This window comes from Pseudooceanicola aquaeponti, assembly GCF_050897975.1.
Lineage (GTDB): Bacteria > Pseudomonadota > Alphaproteobacteria > Rhodobacterales > Rhodobacteraceae > Pseudooceanicola.
The window spans coordinates 317,993-336,085 of record NZ_JBPAXY010000001.1; the positions used below are offsets into that span (position 1 = coordinate 317,993).

General features: G+C 68.8%; 17 protein-coding genes. 9 read left to right on the top strand and 8 right to left on the bottom strand.

The genetic code is table 11. The features are described from left to right. Positions 1-206 precede the first annotated feature (206 nt). Entirely contained in the window at positions 207-995 is a 789-nt protein-coding gene (locus tag ACRARE_RS01535; protein WP_432654643.1) for an SseB family protein, read from the bottom strand. Beyond that, positions 992-1,576, bottom strand: a complete 585-nt coding sequence (locus tag ACRARE_RS01540) for a uracil-DNA glycosylase family protein (protein WP_432654644.1) — start codon at positions 1,574-1,576, stop codon at positions 992-994. The genes ACRARE_RS01535 and ACRARE_RS01540 overlap by 4 nt, the downstream gene beginning before the upstream one ends. Positions 1,577-1,682: 106 nt before the next feature. Here ACRARE_RS01540 and ACRARE_RS01545 point away from each other — a divergent pair, with 106 nt between their 5' ends. From ACRARE_RS01545 to ACRARE_RS01565, 5 genes are all read left to right on the top strand, one after another. After that, complete coding sequence (locus ACRARE_RS01545; protein WP_432654645.1) at positions 1,683-2,027, top strand: ArsR/SmtB family transcription factor; 345 nt, start codon at positions 1,683-1,685, stop codon at positions 2,025-2,027. Beyond that, positions 2,020-3,051, top strand: a complete 1,032-nt coding sequence (locus tag ACRARE_RS01550) for a permease (RefSeq protein ID WP_432654646.1) — start codon at positions 2,020-2,022, stop codon at positions 3,049-3,051. Before ACRARE_RS01545 ends, ACRARE_RS01550 begins: the two co-directional genes overlap by 8 nt. 323 nt (positions 3,052-3,374) lie before the next feature. Beyond that, positions 3,375-4,640, top strand: coding sequence for a Na+/H+ antiporter NhaA (locus ACRARE_RS01555; RefSeq protein ID WP_432654647.1), 1,266 nt, complete (start codon positions 3,375-3,377; stop codon positions 4,638-4,640). Between the two features lie 228 nt (positions 4,641-4,868). Beyond that, entirely contained in the window at positions 4,869-5,528 is a 660-nt protein-coding gene (locus ACRARE_RS01560; RefSeq protein ID WP_432654648.1) for an ABC transporter ATP-binding protein, read from the top strand. Beyond that, a complete protein-coding gene (locus ACRARE_RS01565) occupies positions 5,506-7,497 on the top strand; it encodes a KpsE/RkpR family capsule polysaccharide export protein (RefSeq protein ID WP_432654649.1) in 1,992 nt (663 codons plus the stop codon). The genes ACRARE_RS01560 and ACRARE_RS01565 overlap by 23 nt, the downstream gene beginning before the upstream one ends. Before the next feature lie 205 nt (positions 7,498-7,702). Here ACRARE_RS01565 and ACRARE_RS01570 read toward each other — a convergent pair whose 3' ends face one another. The 5 genes from ACRARE_RS01570 to ACRARE_RS01590 all read right to left on the bottom strand — a co-directional run bounded on the left by ACRARE_RS01570 (position 7,703) and on the right by ACRARE_RS01590 (position 13,442). Next, on the bottom strand, positions 7,703-9,727 hold the full coding sequence (locus tag ACRARE_RS01570; protein ID WP_432654650.1) for a M3 family metallopeptidase: 2,025 nt from the start codon (positions 9,725-9,727) through the stop codon (positions 7,703-7,705). Beyond that, the gene (locus ACRARE_RS01575; RefSeq protein WP_432654651.1) at positions 9,724-10,782 is read right to left on the bottom strand and encodes a HesA/MoeB/ThiF family protein; all 1,059 of its coding nucleotides are present in this window, start codon (positions 10,780-10,782) and stop codon (positions 9,724-9,726) included. The genes ACRARE_RS01570 and ACRARE_RS01575 overlap by 4 nt, the downstream gene beginning before the upstream one ends. A gap of 6 nt (positions 10,783-10,788) precedes the next feature. After that, positions 10,789-11,250: a dUTP diphosphatase gene (gene dut, locus ACRARE_RS01580; protein WP_432654652.1), complete on the bottom strand. Its 462-nt coding sequence runs from the start codon at positions 11,248-11,250 to the stop codon at positions 10,789-10,791. A gap of 29 nt (positions 11,251-11,279) precedes the next feature. Beyond that, positions 11,280-12,479, bottom strand: a complete 1,200-nt coding sequence (gene coaBC, locus ACRARE_RS01585; protein ID WP_432654653.1) for a bifunctional phosphopantothenoylcysteine decarboxylase/phosphopantothenate--cysteine ligase CoaBC — start codon at positions 12,477-12,479, stop codon at positions 11,280-11,282. 129 nt (positions 12,480-12,608) lie between these two features. After that, positions 12,609-13,442, bottom strand: coding sequence for an RNA polymerase factor sigma-32 (locus tag ACRARE_RS01590; RefSeq protein ID WP_432655049.1), 834 nt, complete (start codon positions 13,440-13,442; stop codon positions 12,609-12,611). A 168-nt stretch (positions 13,443-13,610) separates the two neighbouring features. Between ACRARE_RS01590 and ACRARE_RS01595 the strand changes: the two genes are divergently transcribed. Genes ACRARE_RS01595 through ACRARE_RS01610 form a run of 4 tightly spaced genes read left to right on the top strand, consistent with a single transcriptional unit; the run spans position 13,611 to position 17,077 of the window. Further along, positions 13,611-14,126 carry a bifunctional adenosylcobinamide kinase/adenosylcobinamide-phosphate guanylyltransferase gene (locus ACRARE_RS01595; protein ID WP_432654654.1) on the top strand — a complete coding sequence of 172 codons (516 nt, stop codon included), beginning with the start codon at positions 13,611-13,613 and terminating at the stop codon, positions 14,124-14,126. Continuing rightward, positions 14,123-14,743, top strand: a complete 621-nt coding sequence (locus ACRARE_RS01600) for a histidine phosphatase family protein (RefSeq protein WP_432654655.1) — start codon at positions 14,123-14,125, stop codon at positions 14,741-14,743. The genes ACRARE_RS01595 and ACRARE_RS01600 overlap by 4 nt, the downstream gene beginning before the upstream one ends. A 57-nt stretch (positions 14,744-14,800) precedes the next feature. Further along, on the top strand, positions 14,801-15,508 hold the full coding sequence (locus tag ACRARE_RS01605; RefSeq protein WP_432654656.1) for a glutathione S-transferase: 708 nt from the start codon (positions 14,801-14,803) through the stop codon (positions 15,506-15,508). A gap of 60 nt (positions 15,509-15,568) precedes the next feature. Then, a complete protein-coding gene (locus ACRARE_RS01610) occupies positions 15,569-17,077 on the top strand; it encodes a YifB family Mg chelatase-like AAA ATPase (RefSeq protein ID WP_432654657.1) in 1,509 nt (502 codons plus the stop codon). 58 nt (positions 17,078-17,135) lie between these two features. On the opposite strand, the gene gshB is transcribed toward ACRARE_RS01610, so the two are convergent. Next, entirely contained in the window at positions 17,136-18,071 is a 936-nt protein-coding gene (gene gshB / locus ACRARE_RS01615) for a glutathione synthase (RefSeq protein WP_432654658.1), read from the bottom strand. Positions 18,072-18,093: the final 22 nt, after the last annotated feature.

The window sequence follows — 18,093 nt, forward strand, 5'->3', positions numbered from 1 at the left end:
CGGGTCTGGCGGAAGGTGGAGCGGCAGCCCCCCATCGTCAAGGCCCGCGCCGCGATATGGCGCTTTCGCGCCATGCCTCCGGCGGGAGTATTTTTAGCCATCGAATAGAAGAAAGAACCTCTTCCCATTCGATGGCTGGAAATACTCCGGGGGGAATTGCGCCCGGCACGGGCGCAAGGGGGGCAGCGCCCCCTGCCCGACCGACTTCAGCGCAGGATCGGCGGGCTGTCGGGGTCCGATCCGGGCGCGGCGCGGCTCAACTCCTGCGGTTCCGCCGCTTTCGGCAGGTCGAAGCGCAGGCCGACCCGCGCCAGGGCGGCCGAATGCAGCTCGGAGGCGCGGAAGAAGGCCACGTCCATCTCGCCCGCCTCGATGCCCGAGAAGGTCAGCGCCTCCGACGCGGCCTTGGCCAGGGCCCCTTCGGCACCCGGCACCGCGTCGATGAAGGCCAGCATGTGCGAGCGGCGGCCCCGGTCGTCCTCGGTGCCCGCCAGGAAGGCGCAGTCGGCCAGGCCACGGGCGGTGGCCAGTTTCGTGTCCAGCGCCGTCACCAGCGCCTCGGGCAGGCCCGCGGGCGGGTGGAAGGCCTCGATATTGGCCTCGACCTCAGACGGCGCATGGGCCACGGTCTCGGCCAGCCAGCTGACCGCCTCGGGCGGGATCAGGATGGCCGAGGGGGTTTCCAGGTTCACCGCCAGGCCCACGCCCTGCCCTGCCAGCTGATCGGCGATCACCCGGCCCGACATGGCCGCATAGGGCGAGGGCCGCCCGGTGAAGGCCGACAGCCGTTCCTCACGGTCGAAGACCAGGACGAAGTTCACATCTTCCACCGGGAACATCTCGGGCGCGGCGGTCTCGCCCTCGGCCTCGGCGCTCAGCAGCAGGAACAGCTCGGAATCCGCCAGCCGTTCGTAGAAACGCAGGCGGGCGGCATCCTCGGCGGGGGCGGCCTCCATCGCGGCATGGGCAAGATCGAGAGGGGTCGGGTCACTCATGAAAGGGCCTTTCGCACAGCGGCGCGCAGCACCGGCAGCAGATCGGTTTCGAACCAGGGGTTGCGCTTTAGCCATGCCGTATTGCGCCAGGAGGGATGAGGCAAGGGCAAGGCCCCCGGCAGATGGTCGCGCCAGCCCGCCACGGTCTGGGTCAGGGGCGCGCGGGTGCCCAGGTGAAAGCGCTGCGAATAGGCGCCGATCAGCAGGGTCAGGCGCAGATCCGGCAGGCCGGCCATCACGCGATCGTGCCAGGTCTGGGCACAGATCGCGGGCGGCGGCAGGTCCGACCCCTTCGCGTCATAGCCCGGAAAGCAGAAGGCGGCGGGCAGGAAGGCCAGGTTGGCGAGATCGTAGAACTCCCCCTTCGTCACCCCCATCCAGTCGCGCAGCCGGTCGCCCGAGCGGTCGTCGAAGGGGCGCTGTTTCTCATGCGCCTGGATCCCCGGCGCCTGCCCCGCCACCAGGATCCGGGCGCGCGAGTCCAGCCAGACCACCGGGGCGGGCCGATGCGCCGTCCGGGTGGCGGCAAAGCGCGGCGCGCAAAGGCGGCAGGCGCGGATCTGGGTCAGCAACTCATCCATGACAGCTATCTGGCCCCGGCCCGGGCAAAAGACAAATGGCCCCAAACATTTCGAAGATTGTAGAAATGTCGTGACAGACGCTCTCGACTCGGATATTTCGATAATCATGAAACAATCAGACCTCCAAGACCTCAGCCTCGCCCATGCCGCCTCGACCTTCGCCGCCCTGGGCAGCGAACAACGCCTGACCGTGCTGCGCACCCTGGTGCGCGCGGGCCAGGGCGGGCTGCGCATCGGCGAGCTGGGCGAACGCACCGGCGTCACCGGATCGACCCTGACCCACCACCTGAAGATCCTGACCCAGGCCGGTCTGGTCCGGCAGGAGAAACAGGGCCGGTCGATCCTTTGCGCGGCGGTGGCCTATGACGACCTGAAGGCCCTCTCGGCCTTCTTGCTGGAAAACTGCTGCGCCGATGCGGCCCCTGAGTGCAAAGAGACCTGCGATGACTGAGATGATCCTGACCCGTTACCGTAGCCTGCGGGCGCATCTGGATGGCGCCTGGCTGGCGCTGGCGCTGATCCTGGCGGCCATCGGCCTGTTCGATGCCGTCTATCTGCCCGAGGCGGTACGCCTGGCGGCGGCGGCCTTCCTGGGCACCCTGCCCTTCCTGCTCTTTGCCGTGCTGGCGGTGGCCTATATGAAGGCCTCGGGCGCCGAGACCCTGCTGGGCCGCGCCTTCGAGGGGCGCGAGACCCACATGATCCTGATGGCGGCCCTGCTGGGGGGCCTGTCGCCCTTCTGTTCCTGCCAGGTGATCCCCTTCATCGCCGCCCTGCTGACCATGGGCGCGCCGCTGTCGGCGGTCATGGCCTTCTGGCTGGCCTCGCCACTGATGGATCCGGCGATGTTCTCGATCACTGCGGGCACCCTGGGCTTCGACTTTGCCATCGGCAAGACCGTGGCCGCCGTGGCCCTGGGCCTTTTCGGCGGCGGGGTGGTGATGCTGATGAAGGGCTCGGCCGTCTTCGCCGACCCGCTGAAGGCGCGGCCCAATGTGGGCGGCTGCGGTTGCGGGCCGAAGAAACCCTTCCAGGGCACCCCGGTCTGGGCCTTCTGGCGCGAGGCGCCCCGGCGCGAGACCTTCCGCGACACGGCGCTGGAAAACCTGCTGTTCCTCGGCAAGTGGCTGGCCCTGGCCTATGTGCTGGAGGCGGTGATGCTGCGCTATCTGCCCGCCGAATGGATCGCCTCTGTGCTGGGTGGCGAGGGCGTGCTGCCGGTGATCCTGGGCGCGGTGGTCGGTGCGCCGGCCTATCTGAACGGCTACGCCGCCGTGCCGCTGGTCGACGGTCTGCTGAGCCAGGGCATGGCCCCCGGCGCCGCGATGTCCTTTGTCATCGCGGGCGGTGTCAGCTCGGTTCCCGCCGCCGTGGCGGTCTGGGCGCTGGTGAAACCGCGCGTCTTCGCCGCCTATCTGGGCCTGGCCATCCTGGGCGCGGTGCTGGCCGGACTGGCCTGGAACCTGGTGGCCTGATCCTGGCCAGGCGGTGCCACAGCAAGTGAAGGCCCGACGCCCCGCCGCATCCCGGCGGGGCGTTTTGCCCCCCGGGCCCGCCCCGCGCCCCCGGGCGCCTTAACTTCTTCTTGAAGAGGGCGGTGCCAGATTGCATCAAGATGGGGCGCGCCCCCTGGCCGTGCGGTTACGCGGCGCCCCCGGGCCCGCCGCCCCGCAGCTGCCTGAAAAGCAAGCGGAAGGAAGGACCAGCCCCCTTGGTGAAGCCCCCGCACCTGTTGCCGTCCTCGGGAAAAAGCCTTAACCCACCGTCAAAGATGACCGGGAAATGGGTGAGGGCTTTCATGTATCGCGTCTGGAATTTCGTAACCAACTATTCGCTGTTGCTGATCCTGGGCGCGCTGATCGCCCTGGGATGGGCCAATCTGGACGCCGACAGCTATCACCATTTCGTCCACCTGGTGATCTGGGATCACGCGCCCATCGGCGCGGCCCACATGGCCGAGGACGGCACGGTGGCCTACCGCGAACTGTCGCTGCACTACCTGGTCAATGACATGCTGATGGCCTTCTTCTTTGCCATCGCGGCGAAGGAAGTCTGGGAGGCGGTGATCCTGGAAAACGGCTCGCTGCGCGGCAAGAAGGCGGCGACGCCGCTGTTTGCCACCGCAGGCGGGATGCTGGGGCCGATCCTGGTCTACCTGGGCCTGGCCATGGTCTTTGGCTCTGACACCTATGACGCGGTGAAGAACGGCTGGGCGATCCCCACGGCCACCGACATTGCCTTCTCCTACCTGGTGGGCCGCCTGGTCTTCGGCGCGGGGCACCCGGCGGTGCGCTTCCTGCTGCTGCTGGCCATCGCCGATGACGCGGCGGGCCTGATCATCCTGGCGATCTTCTATCCCTCGGGCGAACTGGCCCCCGAATGGCTGCTGCTGTCGCTGGCCGCCGCCGTGGCCGTCTTCGTCTTCTTCAACGCCCTGCCGCGCCGCATGGACCGGCACAACCAGGCGCGCCCGAACTCGACCTGGATGCGCGAAAAGCTGGGCTTCTGGCCCTACCTCGTCGCCGCCTGCATCAGCTGGTACGGCTTCATGCGCGCCGGTATCCACCCGGCCCTGGGCCTGCTGCCCATCGTGCCGACGATCCCCCATGCCGACCGCGCCTTCGGTATCTTCAGCGAGGCCGAACAGTACCTGACCGACCTGCTGAACCACATCGAACACGCCCTGAAACACCCCGTCGAAATCGTGCTGTTCTTCTTCGGCCTGATGAATGCGGGGGTCGAGTTCAACGCCATTTCCGAACCCACCTGGCTGGTGCTGGCAGGCCTGCTGATCGGCAAGCCCGTGGGCATCCTGATCATGGGGATGATCGGTGCCCATGTCCTGAAACTTGGCCTGCCCGAGGGGATGCGCAGCATCGACCTGCTGGTGGTGGGCTGCGTCGCGGCCATCGGCTTTACCGTCTCGCTCTTCATCGCCTCGGTGGCCTTCGAGGCCGGGCCGGTGCAGGACGCCGCCAAGATGGGGGCGCTCTTCAGCTTTGCCGCCGCCGGGATCTCCTTCGTGGCAGGGCTGCTCTGCCGGGTGCAAAAGGTCCGCGTCTAGGCCCGACCGCGCGGCCCACAGCGCCCCCATCGGGGCGCCTGGCGCCCAACCGAAACACCCACGTTCCCCGGCAGCCCCGCTGCCGGGGATTGTCTTTTCCGGGTCACAATTTCGCCGGGTTCCCTTGGCATGTCGTTCTCGGATCAGACATAATGATTTTCAAAAGCCCGGATTGGGCAACAAGAACGATCCGCCAAAGATCGGGTAGAACCAGCCGCCGGAGCCCCCATGCTCGAGTTCATAAACGTCAGCAAGTCCTTCTGGACCGGCTCTCAGCACAAGGTGATCCTGGACAAGGTCTCCTTCCGGGTCGAGCTGGGCCGGTCGCTGGGCATCCTGGCGCCGAACGGCACCGGCAAGACCACGGTCATCAACATGATGGCCGGGCTGGAGAAACCCGACGAGGGCGAGATCCGGCGGATGTGCAACATCTCTTTCCCGCTGGGCTTCATGGGCGGCGTGATCAAGAAACACTCGGCCATGGAGAACTCGCGCTATATCGCGCGGCTCTACGGGCTGGACCCGGACTATGTCGAGGCCTTCTGCCGCTGGCTTTGCGGTCTGGGGGAATATTTCGACCAACCCTTGGGCACCTATTCCTCGGGGATGCGGGCGCGGTTCAGCTTCGCCCTGCTGCTGGCGCTGGATTTCGACATCTATCTGATCGACGAAGGGATGCCCAACTCCACCGATGTGGAGTTCAACCGCAAGGCGGGCGACATCCTGCGCGAACGGCTGGAGACGACGACGGTGATCATCGTTTCGCACCAGCCCAAGACGCTGGAGAAATTCGCCCGCGAGGCCGCCGTTCTGCGCGACGGCAAACTGTACATGTTCGATACCTTGGAAGAAGCGAAGCAGCTCTATGACTACGAAACCCAAGGCTAGAAAATTCCGCATCCGCCGCAGCCCCGGCGCGACCGACCTGCCGGGGTCGGGTGATGACGGCCTGTCCGCGACCCCGCCCGAGGCAGAGCACGCCCCCGAGGCAGAGCGCCCGCAAAGCCTGGCCGAACGCCGGGCCATGACGCTGGAACGGCTGCGCGCCCAAAGCCCCGAAGAGGCCCATCCGACCCGCCGTCCCACGCCGCAGCCTGCGCGCGCCGACGCCACCGGTCCCGGTCCGGCCCCCGCCCCCGGTCCAGCGGCCAATGCAGAGGCGCCCCAGGGCCGCGTCACCCCGACCCGCCCCGCGCCCCGGCCCGAGGCGGAAGAGGCGCCGCGCGCCGCCAGCCGCCCTGCCCCGCCGCCCGAGACCGAGGCCGAAGCCGCCCCTCAGCCGCGCCCGCAACCGGCGCCCGAACCCCTGCACCCGCGCAGCCTGCCGCCGCGTGGCGCAGGCCAGCCGCCGCTGCGCGAGGGCGATGTCAGCGCCCCGGGCGAGATCCGCGCCGAAGAGGATCTGGACGCGATCCGCAAGGAAGGACTGACCGGGCGCCAGCTGCGCATGGCGCGGCGGGTGGCCCAGAAACACGGGCTGGCGCCGACCTCGGATTTCGACGCCGTGCGCCTGCTGCGTGCCCGTGGCATCGACCCCTTCAAGCGCGCCAACATGCTGGAGGTGCTGCCGCAGAACAGCGGCAAGGCCCTGAGCCCCACCGAGGGCGACGGCGTGGCCCTGCCGCAGACCGTGCCCGCAGGCCCCGGAGGCGCGCAGCTGCCCGCCCAGGCCGCACCGCGCAAGGCACCGCCGCCGGGCGGCCTGTCGGAACGGCGCCAGCGCGAGATCATGGAAATTCAGCGCGACATCTCGCGCCGCCGCCGCCGCAAGACCCTGCAACTGCTGACGCGGCTGACCTTCTTCGTCTTCCTGCCCACCCTGCTGGCGGGCTATTACTACTACCGCGTCGCCACGCCCATGTATGCCGCCAAGTCGGAATTCCTGATCCTTCAGGCCGACGCCACCTCGGCCGGGCCCCTGGGCGGCCTGCTGTCGGGCACGCAGTTTGCCACCAACCAGGACAGCATCGCGGTCCAAAGCTATCTGCAATCGAAGGACGCCATGGTGCGGCTGAACGAAGACCAGGATTTCGCCGGTCACTTCGCCAACCCCGCCATCGACCCGATCCAGCGCCTGCCCCCCGATCCGAGCACGGAAGAGGCCTACAAGGTCTACAAGAAATACGTGAAGATCGGCTACGACCCGACCGAAGGCGTGATCAAGATGGAGGTCGCCGCCGAAGACCCCGAGACCGCCGCCGAGTTCTCGCGCCAGCTGATCGCCTATGCGGAACAGCGGGTGGACGAACTGTCGCTGCGCAAGCGCGACGACGCCATGCAATCGGCCCGCGAAAGCCTGGAACGGGCCAAGGCCGAACGCCGCGAGGCCCAGGAGGCGCTGGTGCGGCTTCAGGAAGGCACCCTGGTCGACCCCGAGGCGGTGATCGGCACGCTGCGCACCCAGATCTCGACCTATGAGATCCAGTTGCAGGAGAAAGAGCTGCAACTGGCGGCGCTGATGGACAACGCCCGGCCCAACCAGGCCCGGGTGGACGGGGTGCAGGCCGATATCGACCGGCTGAACCAGCTGCTGGAACGGCTCAACGCCCGAATGACCGAGGCGCGCAGCGACGGCGCCTCGCTGGCCGCCGACACGGCACAGATCCAGATGGCCCAGGCCGACCTGGCCACCGCCGACCTCTTCCTGCAATCGGCGCTGCAAAACGAGAAACAGACCGAGCTGGAGGCGAACCGCCAGGTGCGCTACCTGACCACCTCGGTCCGCCCCGTGGCGCCCGAAGACCCGACCTATCCCCGCGCCTTCGAGAACACGATCCTGGTCTTCCTGGTGCTGTCAGGGGCCTATCTGATGATCTCGCTGACCATGGCGATCCTGCGCGAACAGGTCTCGAGCTGACCCCGCGGACGGGACCGGGGGCCAGCCCCCGGACCCCCGGGATATTTCTGGCCCAAAAATAGACAAAGGCCACCCAAGCTCCGGGCGGCCTTTCTCTTGCCACAGGCGGGCAGAGCGCCCCGCCCCATCTATTTTTAGGCCCCAAATATCCTGGGGGTGAATGGCGCCGCAGGCGACAGAGGGAGCAAAGCCCCCTCCCCTTGCCTCACTCGGCGGCCAGGCCGCGCCCCTTCAGCAGGGCCTCGGGCCCGGGCATCCGGCCGCGGAACCGGGTGTAAAGCTCGTCCGCCTCGACCGAGCCGCCCTTCGACAGGATGTCCTCTTCCAGCGCCTTGGCGGTGGCCGGGTCGAAGGCATCGCCCGCCTCCTCGAAGGCCTCGAAGGCGTCGGCATCCATCACCTCGGACCACATGTAGCTGTAATAGCCCGAGGAATAGCCGTCGCCCGAGAAGACATGGGCGAATTGCGGCGTGGCGTGGCGCATGACGATGGCAGGGGGCATCCCGATGCCGTCCAGCACCTCTTGCTGCTTCTGCATCGGGTCGGCGGGGGCGGCGCCGTCGTGGAACTCCAGATCCACCAGGGCCGAGGCGATATATTCCACCGTGGCAAAGCCCATGTCGAAGGTCGCCGCGCCCAGCACCTTTTCCAGCATCTCGGCCGGCATCGCCTCGCCCGTCTCCACATGGGTGGCGAAGCGTTGCAGCACCTCGGGCACCTCCAGCCAGTGTTCATAAAGCTGGCTGGGCAGTTCGACGAAATCGCGGCTGACAGAGGTGCCCGAGACGCGTTCATAGGTCACGTCGGACAGCATCTGGTGCAGGGCATGGCCGAACTCGTGGAAGAGCGTGCGCGCGTCGTCATAGCTCAGCAGCGCCGCCTCGCCCGGGGCGGGTTTGGTGAAGTTGCAGACATTGACCACGATCGGGCTTTGGTCGCGCGGCAGCTTTGCCTGGGCGCGGATCGCCGAACACCAGGCGCCCGAGCGTTTCGAGGCGCGGGCGAAATAGTCGCCGATGAACAGCGCCAGATGTTCGCCGTTCCGTTTTACCTCGAAATGGCGGCAATCGGGGTGGTAGCCGGGCAGCGTGATCTCTTCGAAAGTCAGCCCGAAGAGGCGGCTTGCGCAGTCGAAGGCCGCCTCGATCATCCGGTCCAGTTGCAGGTAGGGTTTCAGCGCCGTCTCGTCGATGTCATGGAGCGCCTTGCGCCGCTTCTCGGCGTAGTAGCGCCAGTCCCAGGGCTGGAAGGGCAGCGCCCCGCCATCCGCCGTCAGCAGCTTTTCCATCTCGGCCTGATCGGCCAGGGCGCTGGCGCGGGCGGGGGTCCAGACCTGCATCAGCAGGTCGCGGACCCGGTCCGGCGTATGGGCCATCTCGGGTTCCAGCTTGAACCGGGCGAAATTCTCGTAGCCCAGCAAATGGGCGCGTTCCTCGCGCAGGACCAGGATCTCTTTCACGATCTCGCGGTTGTCGGTGGCCCCGCCGCCCGCGCCGCGCGCGGTCCAGGCGGTGAAGGCCTTCTGCCGCAGGGCGCGGTCGGGCGAGAATTGCAGGAAGGGTACGATCAGCGAGCGCGACAGGGTGATCACCGGCGCCGCGCGGTCGCGCTCGGCCCCTGCGGCGCGGGCGGCAGAGGCCAGGAAGGCGGGCAGCGGGGCCAGATCGGCCTCGGCCAGTTCCATGAACCAATCGCGTTCATCGGCCAGCAGGTTCTGGGTAAAGGCGGTGCCCAGCTCGGCCAGCCGCCCCATGATCTCTTTCATCCGCTTGGCCTTGTCGCCGGTCAGCGCGGCGCCTGCGCGGATGAAACCCCGGTGTGACAGGTAAAGCAGCCGCGCCTGATCGGCATTCAGGCCCAGATCGTCGCGGGTTTCCCACAGCATGGCCACCCGGGCGAAGAGGTCTCGGTTGGCGTTGATATCGGCGAAATGCGCCGCCAGCTTCGGCGAAAACGCGCGTTGCAGGGCCTCGCGCGCAGGCGTGCTGTCGGCGCCGGCCAGGGCAAAGAAGGGCGCCAGCACCTTTTCGAGCTTCTCGCCCGAGGCCTCGAGCGCCAGGATCGTATTGTCGAAGCTGGGCGCATCGGGGTTGTCGGCGATATCGGCGATCTCTTCCTCATGAGCGGCCAGGGCCTCTTCCAACGCGGGGGCGAAATCCTCGTCGCGGATGCGGTCGAAGGGCGGCAGGCCAAAGGGCGTGTCCCAGGGGGCGAGCAGCGGGTTGGTCATGATCTGTCCTTTTGGCTAGCGCCGCAGCAGGGGCAGTCGGCCCGGGGTGTCAGCGCGATTTTTCGGGTCTCGCCCCAGAGGGCATCGTAGATCAGCATTTCACCGGTCAGCGTGGCCCCGGCGCCGGTGATGCGTTTCACCGTCTCGACCGCCATCATGGCGCCGACGACGCCGGGCAGGGGCGCCAGTACCCCCGCCATGGCGCAGGAGGGGGCCAGTTCGGGCGCAGGCGCCTTGGGGAAGAGGCATTGGTAGCAGGGCGCGCCGCGCGCCGGGTCGAAGATCGAAACCTGCCCTTCCCATTGCGACAGGGCGCCCGAGACCAGCGGTTTTCCCGCCGCCACCGCCACGCGGTTGGCCAGATAGCGGGTTTCGAAATTGTCGCTGCCGTCCAGAAGGATGTCATACTCGGCCAGCAGTTCGGCGGCGATACTGTCGTCGAAGGGGCGCTGATAGGGGCGCACCTCGATATGGGGGTTGAGGGCCAGCAGGGCGGCCTGGGCCGATTGCACCTTGGGCAGGCCGATGTCGGCGTCGCGGTGGATCACCTGCCGTTGCAGGTTCGAGGCCGAGACGGTGTCGGCGTCGATCACCCCGATCCGACCGACGCCCGCCGCCGCGAGGTACAGCAGCGCGGGCGAGCCCAGGCCCCCCGCGCCGATCACCAGCACCCGCGCCTCTTTCAGCGCCTTCTGCCCCGGACCGCCCAGTTCACGCAGGACGATGTGTCGGGCGTAACGCTCCAGCTCGGCCTCGGAAAAGAGGGGGGCGGGGGTATCGGGCGTCGCCGCCGCCTCGGTGGCCCCGGCGCGGGCGCGCAGGGCGCCCAGGCCCTGACGATAGGCCAGCACCAGCACCGCCACGCCACCCAGCATCAGCCAGGCGGCCCGGGGGCCGAGGGCGGCGCGCATCGGGTGGGTTTCGGGCAGGGCAAACAGCAGCGCCAGCAGGCAGAGGTAGGCGCCAAGCACCACCGCGCCGCGCGCGCGGCGCGAGACGCCGAACTGCCCGCCCGCCAGCCACAGCACCAGGGCCAGGAAAAGGATCCAGCCCATGGCGCCCTAGCCTCGCCCGGTCGAGCCGAAACCACCCTCGCCCCGCGCGGTCGCGTCCAGCGCCTCGACCAGGGCGAACTGCGCCTGGATCACCGGCGCCACCAGCATCTGCGCGATGCGGTCGCCATGGCTGATGATGAAGGGTTCGGTGCCCGCGTTCAGCACGATCACCCCCAGGGGGCCGCGATAATCGCTGTCGATGGTGCCCGGGCTGTTGGGCAGGGTGATCCCGTGTTTCAGCGCCAGGCCAGAGCGCGGCCGCAGCTGCACCTCGAAGCCTTCGGGGATCGCCAGGCGCAGCCCCGTGGGCACCAGCGCGCGGCTGCCCGGCGCCAGTTCGATCTCGCCCCGGTCGGGCAGGTTGGCGCGCAGATCCGCCCCCGCCGCACCCGCGCTTTCATAGGCGGGCAGGCCCAGGCCCTGGTCCGCGCCCTCGTCCCACATGATCCGAATGGCCAGTTTCCGCATTGTCGTCTTGTCCTGAATTAAGGTGTCGGTCAGGCGTCCAGCGCCTCGGCGATACGGGCCGCCAGTTTCTCGGCCACCGCCGCCTTGTCCATGCGCGGCCAGGGCTCGGCGCCCGCATCCGAGATCAGCACCACCGCGTTTTCCGTGCCCCCCATGATGCCGGTCGCCGGGCTGACGTCATTGGCCAGGATCCAGTCGCAGCCCTTGCGCGCCCGTTTCGCCGTGGCATGGGCCACCACGTCGTCGGTTTCGGCGGCAAAGCCCACCACCAGCCGGGGGCGCCCTTCGGTCTTTTGCGCGATGGTGGCCAGGATGTCGGGGTTCTCGGCGAACTCCAGCACCGGCAGTGGGGCGCCCTTCTGCTTCTTGATCTTCGAGCCAGAGGCCGAGGCGACGCGCCAGTCGGCGACGGCGGCGGCAAAGACGGCGGCCTCGACCGCGCCTGCGGCCTCGACGGCGGCCAGCATCTGCTGCGCGGTCTCGACGCGTACCACCTCGACGCCCGCGGGCGGGGGCACATCGGCGGGGCCTGTGACGAAGGTGACATCGGCGCCCAGATCGGCCAGCGCCCGGGCAATCGCCGTGCCCTGCGCCCCGGAGGAACGGTTGGCGATATAGCGCACCGGATCGATGGGTTCATGGGTCGGCCCCGAGGTTACCAGCACCCGCCGCCCCGCCAGGGGGCCTGCGGCAAACTGGGCGCGGATCGCGGCCAGGATCGCCTCGGGCTCGGCCATGCGGCCGGGGCCGTATTCGCCGCAGGCCATGTCGCCCTCATCGGGGCCGACAAAGGCGATGCCGTCGCCCTTCAGCGTGGCGATGTTGCGCTGCGTGGCGGCGTGGTCCCACATGCGCACGTTCATCGCGGGCGCAATCAGCACGGGCGTGTCGGTGGCCAGCAGCAGGGTCGAGGCCAGGTCGTCGGCGTGGCCTTGCGCCATCTTCGCCATCAGATCGGCGGTGGCAGGCGCCACGACCACCAGATCGGCCGAGCGCGACAGCTCGATATGGCCCATCTCGGCCTCGGAGGTCAGATCGAAGAGCGCCTCATGCACCTTTTCGCCCGCCAGGGCGGCCAGGGTCAGGGGCGTCACGAACTCACCGGCGGCGCGGGTCATCACCGGGGTGACGGCGGCTCCCTGCCCGCGCAGCAGGCGGATCAGATGGGGGATCTTGAAGGCGGCAATGCCACCGCCGACGATCAAAAGGATTCTCTTGCCTGCCAGCATCTTTCGCCCCTTGCTTCACCGCCGCGCGGCCTTTGCCGAGCAGAGTAGAACGCCGCCCCGGCAGGCACAAGCAAAGGCGGGCGCCCCTTTCGGGAACGCCCGCCTTTGATCCCAGGATCCGCGCGCGACCTAGTGCAGCAGGGCCTGGGCCTCGGCGGATTCGCCCTCCAGCGTCTTGCGCATCTTGGCAAAGGCCGCGGCCTCCAGCTGGCGCACCCGTTCCTTCGACAGGCCCAGCTCCTGGCCCAGACTTTCCAGGGTGCGCGGCGTGTCGCGCAGCTTGCGCTCGGCGACAATATGGCGTTCACGTTCGTTCAGCTTCGACATGGCGCCTGCCAGCCAGCGGCGCAGGGCCGACAGGTCATGGCTTTCGGCCACCAGCTCATCCGCCTGGGCGCCGTCATCCTCGATCGTGTCGATCCATTCGCGCCCCTCTTCATCGGCGCTTTGCGTGGCGTTCAGCGAGAAGTCAGAGCCCGACAGCCGCCCCTCCATCATCTCGACATCGCGCAGCGGCACGCCCACCTCGGTGGCGATCAACTGGCGCAGCTGGTGCATGTCGATTTCCTCGCCGCGCGCCAGCGCCTCGCGCTCTAGCCGGGCCTGGACGCGGCGCATGTTGAAGAACAGGGATTTCTGCGACGAGGTGGACCCGGTGCGCACCATCGACCAGTTGCGCATCACGTAGTCCTGGATCGAGGCCTTGATCCACCAGACCGCATAGGTCGAAAAGCGCACGCCCCGGTCGGGGTCGAACTTGTCGGCGGCCTTCATCAGACCCAGTCCCGCTTCCTGGATCAGGTCGTTCATCGGCGCGCCGTAGCGGCGGTATTTCGACGCCATCGAGATGGCCAGCCGCATGTAGGCGGTCACCAGACGATGCAGGGCGGCGGTGTCGCGCCTGTCGCGCCAGGCATAGGCCAGTTCCAGTTCGGTCTCTGCATCCAGCAGTTCGGCCTTCATCGCCACCCGCGATAGCGGCATCGTCGTTGTCTCGGTCCGCACGTCGTCTGTCCCCTCTGTCTGGTAGGCGGGGCACGCCTTGCGCACCTTTTCGCCGCCTCTTTGACTCGGCTCTGTCGCAGGCTATACGCGCGAGATCCCCTTAAGGTTCCATTGCGGAGGCAAAAAATGTCGGCACGACGGATCCTGATCCTGGGCGGCGCGGCGTCGGGCAAGTCTGATTTCGCCGAAAACCTGGTCTGCGAGATGGGGCCAGAGCGGCTCTATCTGGCCTCCGCCCAGGCCCATGACGACGAGATGGCGGCGAAGATCGCGGCCCATGCGGCGCGGCGCGGGCCCGGCTGGCAGCTGGTCGAGGCGCCGCTGGATCCCGGCCCGGCCCTGGCCGCCGCGCAGGTGCCCGTCCTTTTCGATTGCGCCACCATGTGGTTGAGCAACCAGATGTTTTCCGGCGCCGACCTGGAGGACGCCCAGGCCCGCCTGCTGGCCGCCCTGGCCGCCTGCCCGGCCCCGGTGGTGACGGTCAGCAACGAGCTTGGCCAGGGCATCGTGCCCGCCGACGCCCTGACCCGCCGCTTTCGCGAGGCTCAGGGGCGGCTGAACATCGCGCTCGCCCGCCAGGCCGATTGCGTGGTGCAGGTCATCGCCGGGTTGCCCAATGTGCTGAAAGGGGCGCTGCCATGAGCCGCCTGTTCCTGGTCCGCCACGGCCCGACCCATGCCAAATGCATGGTGGGCTGGTCCGATCTGCCCGCCGATCTGTCCGATCAGGCGCGGATCGCCGCCCTGTCGGCCTATTTGCCCGCCCGGGCGCGGCTGATCTCTTCGGACCTGTCGCGCACCCGGGCCACCGCCGATGCCCTGGCCGCCCCGGGGCGCCAGCGCCTGCCCGAGGCCCCGGCCCTGCGCGAGATCCACTTCGGCGCCTGGGAGATGCTCAGCTCCGCCGAGATCGAGGCCCGCGACCCCGATCTGTCGCGCGCCTACTGGACCGACCCGGGCGAGGTGGCGCCGCCGGGCGGCGAAAGCTGGAACGCCATGGCGGCGCGCAGCTCGGCCGCGCTGGATGCGCTGATGGCCGAGGGGGGCGACGTGATCGCGGTCTGCCATTTCGCGGTGATCCTGGGCCAGGTCGCCCGCCACCGCGCCGAAGCCCCGCGCGAGGTGCTGCGCCACCCGGTGGCGCCGCTGTCGGTGACGCGCATCGACTATGGCCCTGGCGGCAGCCCTGCGGGAGCGCGGATCGCGACCCTCGCCCATAGCGAATACATCACGAATATTGATGGAAATCAGCTCAAATAATCATTCTTCGTGATGTGATTTCGGGGCTAGGCTGTGGCTACAACAGCGGAGATCCCCATGCCCTACGAGCTTTTCATCGGTGCGCGCACCTATTCAAGCTGGTCGCTGCGCGGCTGGCTGATGTTCGATCCTTTCGACCTGCCGGTCAAGACCCGGATGCTGAACCTCTACGGCGGCGACCTGCCCGCGGAACTGGCCGCCCATGGCCTGGCCCCGGCGCGGCTGGTGCCGGCGATGCGCACCCCCGAGGGGCTGGTGCTGGGCGAGACCCTGGCCATGGCCGAGCATCTGGCCGAGGCCCACCCCGGGGCCGGCCTTTGGCCCGCCGCCCCCGCGGCCCGCGCCGCCGCGCGCTGGCTGGTGGCCGAGATGCACGCGGGCTTCGCCGCCCTGCGCGCCGCCTGCCCGATGCAGGTGCTGGGCCAGTACCAGGATTTCGAGGTCAGCGCGGCGGTCGCCGCCGATCTGGCCCGGCTGGATCAGCTGTTTGCCTACGCCGAAACCCAGCGGAACGCAGACGGCCCCTGGATCTTCGGCACCTGGTCGCTGGCCGATGCCTTCTACGCCCCCGTGGCCCTGCGCATCGCGGGCTACGGCCTGCCGGTCTCGGACCGGCTGGCGGCCTATACCGCCGCCATGCTGGCCCACCCGTCGATCCGCCGCTGGCGCGCCCTGGCCCTGACCGAGGTCTTCGACGCGCCCGCCCCCTATGCCCAGCCCCTGCCCCTGGGCCCCTGGCCCGGCCCGGCGTTAACCAAGTCCTAAGATCTGCGCCGTTAACCATGGTTTCCATCCCGCCCGTCGGGCCTTTGGGGGGACACCAGGATGCTGAGGACTTACACTGTTGCCTTTCACGGCGCCGAGGCGGCCCCGGTCGAGGTGCAATGCGCGCTGTCGCCCGGGGTGCCCGGCTTTTCCATCGTCGGCCTGCCCGACAAGGCCGTGTCCGAGGCCCGCGAAAGGGTGCGCGCGGCCCTGGCCACGATGCGGATCGCCCTGCCCTCGCAACGGATCACCATCAACCTCTCGCCCGCCGACATGCCCAAGGCGGGCAGCCACTACGACCTGCCCATTGCCCTGGCGATCCTGGCGGCGCTGAAGGTGGTGCCCTCGGAGGCGGCCGAGGAACACGCGGCCCTGGGCGAGCTGTCGCTGGATGGCAAGCTGATCCCGGTGGCGGGCGCCCTGCCCGCGGCCATGTGCGCGGCGGAAGAGGGGCGCGGGCTGCTTTGCGCCGCCGCCTCCGCCGCCGAGGCCGCCTGGAGCGAGGCGACCCGGGTCATCGGCGCGGGCACCCTGGGCGATCTGGTGCGCCACCTCACGGGACAGATGCCCCTGCCCCAGGCCGAGGCAGGCCAGGTCACCCGCGCCCTGCCGCCCCCTGACCTGCGCGATGTGCGCGGTCAGGAAAAGGCCAAACGCGCGCTGGAGATCGCCGCCGCCGGACGCCACCATGTGCTGATGCTGGGGCCACCCGGTGCGGGAAAATCCATGCTGGCCAAGCGGATGCCGGGCCTGCTGCCGGATCTTTCCCCGCGCGAGGCGCTGGAAACCTCGATCGTCCATTCCCTGGCCGGGCTGCTGGAGGGCGGCGGGCTCAGCTGCTCGCCCCCCTTCATGGAACCCCATCACACTGCCTCGACCGCCGCCATCGTCGGCGGCGGGCGCGGCGCCCAACCGGGCGAGATCAGCCTGGCCCATAACGGGGTGCTGTTCCTTGATGAAATGCCCGAGTTCGCCCCCGCCGTGCTGGACACCCTGCGCCAGCCGATGGAGACCGGCGAGGTGACGGTGTCGCGCGCCAATGCCCATGTGCGCTATCCCTGCCGCTTCCTGCTGATCGCCGCCGCCAACCCCTGCCGCTGCGGCTATCTGCACGATGCGGGGCGCGCCTGTTCCAAGGCGCCGAAATGTTCGGAAAAATACCTGGGCAAGATTTCAGGCCCGCTGATGGACCGCTTCGATCTGCGCCTCGAGGTGCCTGCGGTGGACTATCGCCAGCTGGACGCCCCCGCCACCGGCGAAAGCTCGGCCACGATCCGCGCCCGGGTCGAGGCGGCCCGACAGGTGCAAGCGCGGCGCTACGCGGGCGCCGATCGGATGCAGCTGAACGCGGATCTGTCGGGGACTTTGCTGGACGAGGTCGCGGCCCCCGATACTGAGGGGCGTGAGCTGCTGGGCCGTGCGGCGGAACGATTCGGCCTCTCGGCGCGCGGCTATCACCGGGTGCTGCGGGTGGCGCGCACCATCGCCGATCTGGACGGAGAGGCGCAGATCCGCCGCCCCCACCTGGCCGAGGCCCTGGCCTATCGCGTGCCGGGCCTGGCGGGATAGCGCGGCCCGGACCCTGGCCGGGGCGCCGCCCGGGGGCGACGCCAAACCGGCGGCAGGCTCAGGCGCGCTTGGCCTCGATCGCCTCCCAGACCTTGGCGGCAATATTGGTGCCGTCGAAGCGCTCCAGCTCTTGGATGCCCGTGGGCGAGGTCACGTTGATCTCGGTCAGCCAGTCACCGATGACGTCGATGCCGACGAAGACCTGGCCCTTGTCGCGCAGGGTCGGGCCGATGGCGGCGCAGATCTCAAGGTCGCGCTCGGTCAGGCCGACCTTCTCGGGGCGGCCGCCCACATGCATGTTCGAGCGGGTCTCGCCAGCGGCGGGCACCCGGTTGATGGCCCCCACGGGCTCGCCGTCGACCAGGATCACCCGCTTGTCGCCCTTGGTCACGGCGGGCAGGTATTTCTGCACGATCAGCGGCTCGCGCGAGAAGCCGGTGAACAGCTCGTGCAGCGAGCTGAGGTTCCGGTCATCCGCGGTCAGCCGGAACACCCCCGCACCGCCGTTGCCGTATAGCGGCTTCAGGATGATATCGCCGTGCTTTTCCTTGAAGGCGCGGATCGTGGCCAGGTCGCGGGCAATGGTGGTGGGCGGGGTCAGCTGGGGGAAGTCCAGCACCAGCAGCTTCTCGGGGAAGTTGCGCACCCAGAAGGGATCGTTCACCACCAGGGTCTTCGGGTGGATGCGTTGCAGCAGATGGGTGGTGGTGATGTAGAACATGTCGAAGGGCGGATCCTGGCGCAGCCAGACCACATCGAAGTCCGACAGATCGACCTCGGTCTCGGGACCCAGATGGGCGTGATCGCCCTGCACCCGCTGCACGCGCAGCGCATGCCCCCGCGCCATGACGCGGCCTTCCTGGAAGGACAGATGCTCGGGCGTGTAGTAGAACAGCTCATGCCCCCGGGCCTGGGCCTCTTCGGCAAGGCGGAAGGTGCTGTCGGCGGCAATATCGACGGCCCCGATAGGGTCCATCTGGAACGCGATCTTCATCTTTCGGGCCTCCGCTGGATCT